Source organism: Streptomyces spongiae, assembly GCF_009377185.1.
GTDB lineage: Bacteria > Actinomycetota > Actinomycetes > Streptomycetales > Streptomycetaceae > Streptomyces > Streptomyces spongiae.
On record NZ_VJZC01000441.1, the window covers coordinates 1 to 8,472 of the forward strand.

The 8,472-nt window shown below is 71.2% G+C and carries 5 protein-coding genes; 3 read left to right on the top strand and 2 right to left on the bottom strand.

What is annotated here, in order from left to right; genetic code table 11:
- Positions 1-117: 117 nt before the first annotated feature.
- Both FNH08_RS37435 and FNH08_RS37440 read right to left on the bottom strand, forming a co-directional pair.
- Positions 118-1,434, bottom strand: a complete 1,317-nt coding sequence (locus FNH08_RS37435) for a copper amine oxidase (protein WP_152775983.1) — start codon at positions 1,432-1,434, stop codon at positions 118-120.
- A 94-nt stretch (positions 1,435-1,528) separates the two neighbouring features.
- The gene (locus tag FNH08_RS37440) at positions 1,529-2,341 is read right to left on the bottom strand and encodes a Tat pathway signal sequence domain protein (protein ID WP_322726124.1); all 813 of its coding nucleotides are present in this window, start codon (positions 2,339-2,341) and stop codon (positions 1,529-1,531) included.
- Positions 2,342-2,538: 197 nt separating this feature from the next.
- On the opposite strand from FNH08_RS37440, the gene glgX reads away from it, so the two are divergent.
- The 3 genes from glgX (at position 2,539) to FNH08_RS37455 (ending at position 8,469) form a co-directional block, all read left to right on the top strand.
- Positions 2,539-4,659 (top strand): glycogen debranching protein GlgX, encoded by a 2,121-nt coding sequence (gene glgX / locus FNH08_RS37445; protein ID WP_152775985.1) that lies wholly within the window; start codon positions 2,539-2,541, stop codon positions 4,657-4,659.
- 63 nt (positions 4,660-4,722) lie between these two features.
- Positions 4,723-7,065, top strand: a complete 2,343-nt coding sequence (gene treY / locus FNH08_RS37450; protein ID WP_152775986.1) for a malto-oligosyltrehalose synthase — start codon at positions 4,723-4,725, stop codon at positions 7,063-7,065.
- Between the two features lie 153 nt (positions 7,066-7,218).
- Complete coding sequence (locus FNH08_RS37455) at positions 7,219-8,469, top strand: M14 family zinc carboxypeptidase (RefSeq protein ID WP_322726123.1); 1,251 nt, start codon at positions 7,219-7,221, stop codon at positions 8,467-8,469.
- Positions 8,470-8,472 lie beyond the last annotated feature (3 nt).

The window sequence follows — 8,472 nt, forward strand, 5'->3', positions numbered from 1 at the left end:
CCCGAGCCCACCCACGCACCGCCTTCCGCTCCCCCGAGCTCTCCCCTACTCAACGATCAAGGAAGGGTACTCCGGGAGCGTCGGGCGGTGCAGCCGGATGGACAGGTCCTTTCCCAACTACTGGTTACGCGGGATGCCGTTCTGGTCCGCGAGTTCCGCCGGAGTGAGCGGGTTCATCGCCGTGACGTCACGCGGAGCGATCGAGAAGCCCTGCCAGTGGACCGGCATGGGCTCCTGGTCCTCGTCGCGCGCGATGTGGTGGAAGCCCACGTTGACCCAGGTGATCGGGTGCGTGAGGGTCTCTCCGCCCACCCACTTGTCGACGGACTTACCGGCTCCGGCGGCACAGTTGCCGAGGTTGTTGCTGGCGAACTGCTCGCACTTCTTGTACTCGGTGAAGTAGATGTCGTTGTTGGTGAAGGCCCGGCCCGGGTACTTCTGCGTGGCGCCGGGGACGATCTCGTAGCTGCGGGCGTGGCCGTCCTTGTTCTTGCCGGTCCCGCTGACCACGCGCCACCAGCGCATGTTCTTGGCGTCACCGGCGAGTTCCTTGGTGATCTTGGTGCGGGTGGTCTTGTTGGTCGGGCCCTCGTTGGGGCCCGTGGGCGCGCTGACCGCCGAGTCGTACTGCTCGACCTTGGTCTTGGTGGAGCCGTCCAGGGCGAAGTTGAGCCGCCAGAAGACGTTGTGGCTGTGGCTGGTGGCCTTCGCCGCGCTGCCGTTGCCTATCGGCCAGCCGCGGCCGTCACCCGCGTCGTAGTCGCCGGGCGCGAGGCTGCCGGTCGCGCCGACGTTCATGTTGATCGTGCCGTCGTCCTGGAAGCGCCACTCGGTCATGTACTCGTACCAGCCGACCTTGTTCACGCCGTAGACGAGCAGGTCCTTGCCCTGCGCCTGGTAGACCTTGCTGCCGTCGTCGGCCAGCTTGCGGTAGGCGTGGCCGCGCGAACGGGTCGTCGTGCACAGGCCCTTGACGTTCTCGGACTCCGACCAGAAGGCGCCCGGCACCTTCACGGTCTTGATGGTGCCGCCGGGGCACTCGGCCGCGGTCAGGTTCACCTGGCCCTGGCCGAAGCCGAAGCCCGTCAGGTCGTCGTACTCGGCCTTGCCGTCGTCGTACGGGACGTGGATCTGGCCGAGCCGGGCGCTGGCGAGGACCTTGATCGGCTTGGTCTCGCCCGGCGGCTGGTAGGAGATGTCCTCCAGGATGATCCCGGCCTCGGCGTCGTGGCGCCAGCACATCCGCCAGGTGGTGCCGGTGGAGAGCTTCTGCTCGATGCGGTAGGCCGCGCTGCAGTCCCAGGTCACGGCGGGTGCGGACCTGGGCTGGGCGGTGGCGGGGCCCGCGGCCGTGGTGAGTCCGGCGGCCAGGGCGGTCACGGTCAGGCCGACCGCCGCCCCGCTGCGGGCACGGCTGTTTCTGTTGACACGCATGAAGAACTGATCCCTTGCAGAGAGCCTGCACAGAGCAGGAAAGTCGAGAAGGTCGAGGAGGTCGGGAAGTCCGGAAAACGCGGACGGACCCGGGTCAGCCGAGCTTGGCGACCTTGCGGGTGCTCAGGTCGATGATCAGGTCGCGGGTGTCGATCCAGGGCCCGTTCTTGACCTTGGTGAACAGCCGCACGCAGCGCTCCTGGCCGCACTTGGCGAGGGTGTCGGGCTTGGTGCCCGCGTCCGCCCGGAAGACCATGCCGGCGACGACCAGCTGGTCGGGCGAGGTGAGTTCCTTGCCGGTGGCGTCCTTGAAGTCGGCCTTCAGACCGGCTCCGACCGGGCTGGAGATCAGCAGCTGAGCGGCCTCCACCGTCTCGGTACGGCTGAACGGCGGCTGCACTCCGCGCTGGGTGTCGGTCGTCTCGACCTTGCCCGTCTCGAGGTTGACGGTCTTGGTGACGAGCGTGTCGTCCTTGTAGTCGTAGAACCTGACGTCCGCACGACGGGGCGCGCCCGTCGCGTCCAGTTCGTCCTCGTTCGGCTCGGCGAGCTCGACGTTGAGGCGCTCCGGGCCACGCTCGCCCTCGGCGTTCTCGCTGCTGTTGAACAATGACCGGTTCAGCGCGATCTTCTCGACGCGCTTCATCTCGTCGTCCGTGAGCGGGTCGACGCCCGTGCCCTTGTCGCCCTCGGCCGGAGCCTCCTCGACGACGCCGGGCTGCACGGCCGCCTGGCCCTCTGCCTGCCCCTGTCCCGCCTGCTGGGCGGCCTGCTGCCCGGTGTTGCCCGCCTCGTCGGCGGAGACCGACCCCGGCAGCGTGATCCCGACCATCACGGCGGTCCCGGCCACCGCGATGCCCGCACCCGCCACCACCTTGCCCAGATGGCGGCGCACTATCTTCCGCACCATTCCCCCTGCTCCCCTTGTCTCACTCTCAGGTCCCCCTGGATCCCGCTTTTTCGCCATACAGCCCTGTCGACCTAGGGCGGATGCACTGGTCGTTCGGTAAGAGGCATGTAAGACGTGGGTGGTTCCATCAGTTTGGGGGAGACTCGTCTGGGAGTCGCCCCCCAGGGCGCGACGTAACTGGAAGAGTCATATCCATGCAGGTCTGGCCTGGACAGGCGTATCCACTCGGTGCCACGTACGACGGCGCCGGGACCAACTTCGCGGTCTTCTCGGAGGCCGCCGACCGAGTCGAGCTGTGCCTGCTGCACGACGACGGCTCGGAGACGGCGGTGGAGCTGCGGGAGACGGACGCGTTCGTACGGCACGCGTACCTGCCCGGGATCATGCCCGGGCAGCGCTACGGCTTCCGGGCGCACGGGCCGTACGAGCCGGAGCGCGGGCAGCGCTGCAACTCCGCGAAGCTGCTCCTTGACCCGTACGCGCGCGCGATCAGCGGCTCGATCACATGGGGCGAGGAGGTGTACGGCTACCACTTCGAGGAGCCCGACCGGCGCAACGACCTCGACTCGGCGCCCCACACGATGGCCTCGGTCGTGGTCAACCCGTACTTCGACTGGGGCGACGACCGGCGGCCGCGCACCGAGTACCACCACACGGTGATCTACGAGGCCCATGTGAAGGGCCTGACCATGCGGCACCCGGGGCTGCCGGAGGAGCTGCGCGGCACGTACGCGGCGCTGGCGCACCCGGCGATCATCGAGCACCTGACCGAGCTGGGCGTCACGGCGCTCGAGCTGATGCCGGTGCACCAGTTCGTGAACGACCACCGGCTGGTCGACATGGGCCTGAACAACTACTGGGGCTACAACACGATCGGTTTCTTCGCCCCGCACAACGCGTACGCCTCCTGGGGCGACCGCGGGCAGCAGGTGCTGGAGTTCAAGTCGGCGGTGCGGGCGCTGCACGAGGCCGGGATCGAGGTCATCCTCGACGTGGTCTACAACCACACCGCCGAGGGCAACCACCTGGGCCCGACGCTCTCCTTCAAGGGGCTCGACAACCCGTCGTACTACCGGCTCACGGACGACCCGCGCTACTACATGGACACCACGGGCACGGGAAACTCCCTGCTCATGCGCTCGCCGCACGTCCTGCAGCTGATCATGGACTCGCTGCGGTACTGGGTGACCGAGATGCACGTGGACGGGTTCCGCTTCGACCTCGCCGCGACGCTGGCCCGGCAGTTCCACGAGGTGGACCGGCTGTCGTCGTTCTTCGACCTCGTCCAGCAGGACCCGGTGGTCTCCCAGGTGAAGCTGATCGCCGAGCCGTGGGACGTCGGCGAGGGCGGCTACCAGGTGGGCAACTTCCCGCCGCTGTGGACGGAGTGGAACGGCAAGTACCGGGACACGGTACGGGACCTGTGGCGGGGCGAGCCGCGCACGCTGGCGGAGTTCGCGGGCCGGCTCACGGGCTCCTCGGACCTGTACCAGGACGACGGCCGCCGCCCGCTGGCCTCGATCAACTTCGTGACCTGCCACGACGGTTTCACGCTGCACGACATGGTCGCCTACAACGACAAGCACAACCACGCCAACGGCGAGGACAACCGCGACGGCGAGAGCCACAACCGCTCCTGGAACTGCGGCACGGAGGGCGAGACGGACGACCCCGCGGTGCTGGACCTGCGCGCCCGCCAGATGCGGAACTTCATCGCCACGCTGATGCTCTCCCAGGGCGTGCCGATGCTCAGCCACGGCGACGAGTTCGCGCGCACCCAGAGCGGCAACAACAACGCCTACTGCCAGGACAACGAGGTGTCCTGGGTGCCGTGGCCGGGAGAGGAGAGCAGCGTCTTCGGCGAGCTGCTCGCCTTCACGCGCGCGATGGTGTGGCTGCGCAGGGACCACCCGGTGTTCCGGCGCCGCCGCTTCTTCCACGGCCGCCCGGTGGAGGGCACCCACGACGACCTCTCGGACATCGCCTGGTTCACCCCGGCGGGCGACGAGATGGCCCAGCACGACTGGGACTCGGCCCAGGCGTCGGCGCTGACCGTCTTCCTCAACGGCAACGCGATCTCCGAGCCCGACGCCCGCGGCGAGCGCATCACCGACGACTCGTTCCTGCTGATGTTCAACGCCTCCCCCAAGGCACTGGACTTCGTGATCCCGGTCAACCACGGCCGCCAGTGGCAGGTCGTCGTCGACACGTCCCGCCCCGACGGCGTACCACCGGAAGAGGGCGCCGAGGTGCGGGCGGGAGACCGACTGACACTGGTGGACCGCAGCCTGACCGTGTTGTGGCGACCGGCGTAGGCCCATGGAGGGAGCACGGACGTGGGGGCGCAGGTTCCGGTGCCGAGGGGGTACGTAGGTTCCATGACGTCAGCCACCGCGCCGCATTCCACCTACCGCCTCCAGCTGCAACCGGGGTTTCCCTTCACGGCGGCGGAGGCGGCCGTGCCGTATCTGGCCTCACTGGGGGTGTCGCATCTGCATCTGTCGCCGGTGCTGGAGGCGGTGCCGGGGTCGGCGCACGGATACGACGTCGTGGACCCCGCGCGCGTGCGGGGCGAACTCGGCGGCGAGGAGGGGCTGCGGTCCCTGGCGCGGACCGCGCGGGCCCACGGCCTGGGGCTGGTCGTGGACATCGTGCCGAACCACATGGCGATGGCTCCCCGGCACAACCGGCCGCTGTGGGAGGTGCTGCGGGAAGGCCCCGAGTCACCGTACGCGCGGTGGTTCGACATCGACTGGGACATGCGGGGCGGGCAGATGCTGCTGCCGGTGCTGGGCGGTCCGCTCGGCGCGGAGATCGACCGGTTCGTGGTCGACGGCAAGGAGCTGCGCTACTACGACCACGCGTTCCCGCTGCGGGAGGGGACCGAGGACCTGCCCCTGCCGCGGCTCCTGGACGCGCAGTGGTACCGGCCGGTGTGGTGGCGGCTGGCCCGCACCGAGCTCAACTACCGGCGGTTCTTCAGCATTTCGGAGCTGATCGGGGTGCGGGTCGAGGACCCGGAGGTGTTCGACGCCACGCACGCGACGATCCTGCGGCTGCTCGACGAGGGCGTCGTGGACGGCCTGCGGGTCGACCATCCCGACGGGCTCGCCGATCCGGACGGGTATCTGCGGCGGCTGCACGAGGCGACGGGCGGGCGCTGGACGGTCGTGGAGAAGATCCTCGCGGAGGGCGAGCCGCTGCCCGCCGCGTGGCCGGTCGCGGGCACCACCGGGTACGACGCGCTCAGGCACGTGGACGGGCTGTTCACGGACCCGGCGGGGGCAGGTGAACTCCTCGGACAGTACCGGCGGTTCGCGGCACCGCAGGCCGACCGGGGCGGCCACTGGGAGTCGACGGTGCGGCGCGCGGCGTACAAGGTGCTCACCCACGAGCTGGCCGCGGAGGTCGAGCGTGTCACGCGCGCGGCGCACCGTTTGTGCGAGCGCTCGCCCGACCTCGCCCTGCGCGACCACGCCCCCTGGGCGCTGCGCACGGCGCTCGTCGAGCTGCTGGTGCGCCTGGAGGTGTACCGGCCGTACGCCTCCGGGGACGCCGCCCTGGTCGTCACCGAGGAGGCGGCGGCCGAGGCACGCGCGGTCTTCACCGTGCCGGAGGAGTCCCGGGCCGTCGACACCGTGCGGAACCTGGTGCTCGGGCGGGCCGCTGAGGGGCCCGAAGGCGTGGAGCTGCGGACCCGGTTCGCGCAGACCGCGTCCGCGCTGCGGGCCAAGTCCGTGGAGGACACGGCGTTCTACCGCTACGTGCCGCTGCTGTCGGCGAACGAGGTGGGCGGGAACCCCGGCGGCCCGGCCGTCGCTCCGGAGGTCTTCCACGCCTACTGTGCGCGCGTGCAGCGCGACTGGCCCACCACGGGCACCGTCCTGTCGACGCACGACACCAAGCGCAGCGCCGACGTACGGGCCGCGCTCGCCGTGCTCACCGAGTGCCCCGGGTGGTGGGCCGACGCGCTGGCCGAGGTGACCCGTGAGGGTCCCGGCATGCCCGACCCGCAGCTGGCGTGGGCCGCCTGGCAGACGGCGTTCGGGCTGGGCCCCGCCGCCGAGGAGCGCCTTCAGGGGGCGCTGCTGAAGCATGTGCGGGAGGCCGGACTGCACACCTCCTGGACCGAGCAGGAACCTGCCTACGAGCGGGCGGTGGCCGACTTCGTGGGGCGTGGACCGGTCGGCGGCACGCGTGTGGACGCCCTCAGGAGCGAGCTGGAGCCGCACGTGCGGGCGAACGTCCTGGGCGCCGCCCTGGTCCACCTCACGATGCCGGGCGTACCGGATGTCTACCAGGGCACGGAGGGCGAGTACCGGGCTCTGGTGGACCCGGACAACCGGGAGCCGTTCGTGGCCCGGGAGCGGCCCTCGGAGAAGTCCGAGCTCACGACGGCGGCCCTGCGGCTGCGCGGGCGGCGGCCAGGTGTCTTCGGGGAGACGGCGACGTACGAGCCGTTGGACGCCGAGGGGCCGGGGGCGGCGCACTGTGTCGCGTTCGTGCGCTCCGGCGAGGTCGTCACGGCGGTCACTCGGCTGTCGCTGCGGCTGGCCGACGCGGGCGGCTGGCGGGAGACCCGGCTGGCGCTGCCCGCGGGGCGGTGGGCCGACGTCCTCACCGGGGGTCGGGAGTTCACGGGGCACGCGCGTGTGGCGGAGCTCTTCGAGCGGCTGCCGGTGGCCCTGCTCGAACGCGTCGACGAGGAGCATCACGGGTAGACCGGGACGACGGCTCCGCGTGGCGGTATGACCACTCCCCGCGAGCGGAGCGTGCCACTGGGCGCCCCCTGGAGCCGCCCCCCGCACCTTCTTGACACCGCATCAGGTCCGTGGAGTACTGCGGATTGCCACATCGGGCGGACAAGACGGGGGGTGAGTCCGCTGCCGGAGCCGCGCTACCCGACCGTAGGGGAACTCGAATCGTGCGCCCGGGCGCTGGCGGCCCGCCACTCCGCTCTGTGCGCCCTGAGACAGGTCGGTGTCTCGCGCGGGGGACGTCCGCTCCATCTGCTGTCCGTGGGCCACGGACCGCGCACGGTGCTGGTCGTCGCCGGCGCCCACGCCAACGAACCGACGGGCGGCCCGACCCTGCTGTCCCTGGCCGAGCGGGTGCTGCACGAGCCGGGGTTACGGGCCGACACGTCCTGGCACCTGCTGCTGTGCGCCGACCCGGACGGGGCGAGCCTGCACGTCACCCCGGCGCCGCGCACCCTCTTCGACTACCACCTCGGGTTCTTCCGTCCGGCCGGACCCGAGCAGCCGGAGTGGTCGCCGTCCGTGCTGCCCCCCGACCGGCTGCCGCCCGAGACCCGCGCGCTCACCGCGCTCATCGACGAGCTGCGGCCCTACCTCCAGGTGACCCTGCACGGCACCGACCTCGGCGGCAGCTGGGTGCAGCTCACGAGGGACATACCGGGGCTCGCCGAGCCGTTCGCCAAGTCGGCTGCCGAGCTGAACATCCCGGTGGAGACGGGCGCCTCGGACGCGGCCGGCTGGCCCGCCTCGGGGCCCGGCGTCCATGTGATGCCCGACGCGGGCTCCGACGCGGCGTACCCGAGCCTGCCGGACGACGCCCGGCACAGCACCTGGTACCACGCCCACCGTCACGGCGGGCTGACCGCGGTCGTCGAGGTGCCGATGTGGGCGAGCGACCTGGTGGACGACCCCAGTCCGCACCCGGCTCCGGTCGCGGCCCTGCGGGACCTGGCCCGGCGGCTGCTGCGGGACGCGTGCCAGGTGGAGCGTGTCCTCTCCGAGGCGCTCCCCCGGCTGCCGGGCCCGGACGGGCCGCTGCTGCGGGCCGCGAAGTGGGCGCTGGACCTGGTGCCGGGGCTGGCCGCGGACTGGGTGCAGGGGCCGCCTCCGGACACCTCGGTGGCGTACGTGGGCAGCGTGGACGCGTTCGGGCGCCGACTGCCGCTGCGCGCCGCGGCGATGCTGCTGCGGGTCCTGAGGGAGGCCGACGACCGTGCCGCGCCCCGTCTGGAACGGCTCGTCGCCGTCTGGAGCGAGTCCTTCGCGGAGCGCTTCAAGGCCCGTTGGGTGCCCCTGGAGGACCAGGTCGAGCACCAGTCCCGCACGGTGGTGGCGGCTGCCGTGCACGCGCGGGACCGGGTGGGGTGAGGG

Coding starts and splice junctions, on each gene's coding strand:
- FNH08_RS37435 (WP_152775983.1), bottom strand. CDS start 1,434: ATGCGTGTCAACAGAAACAGCCGTGCCCGCAGCGGGGCGGCGGTCGGC.
- glgX (WP_152775985.1), top strand. CDS start 2,539: ATGCAGGTCTGGCCTGGACAGGCGTATCCACTCGGTGCCACGTACGAC.
- treY (WP_152775986.1), top strand. CDS start 4,723: ATGACGTCAGCCACCGCGCCGCATTCCACCTACCGCCTCCAGCTGCAA.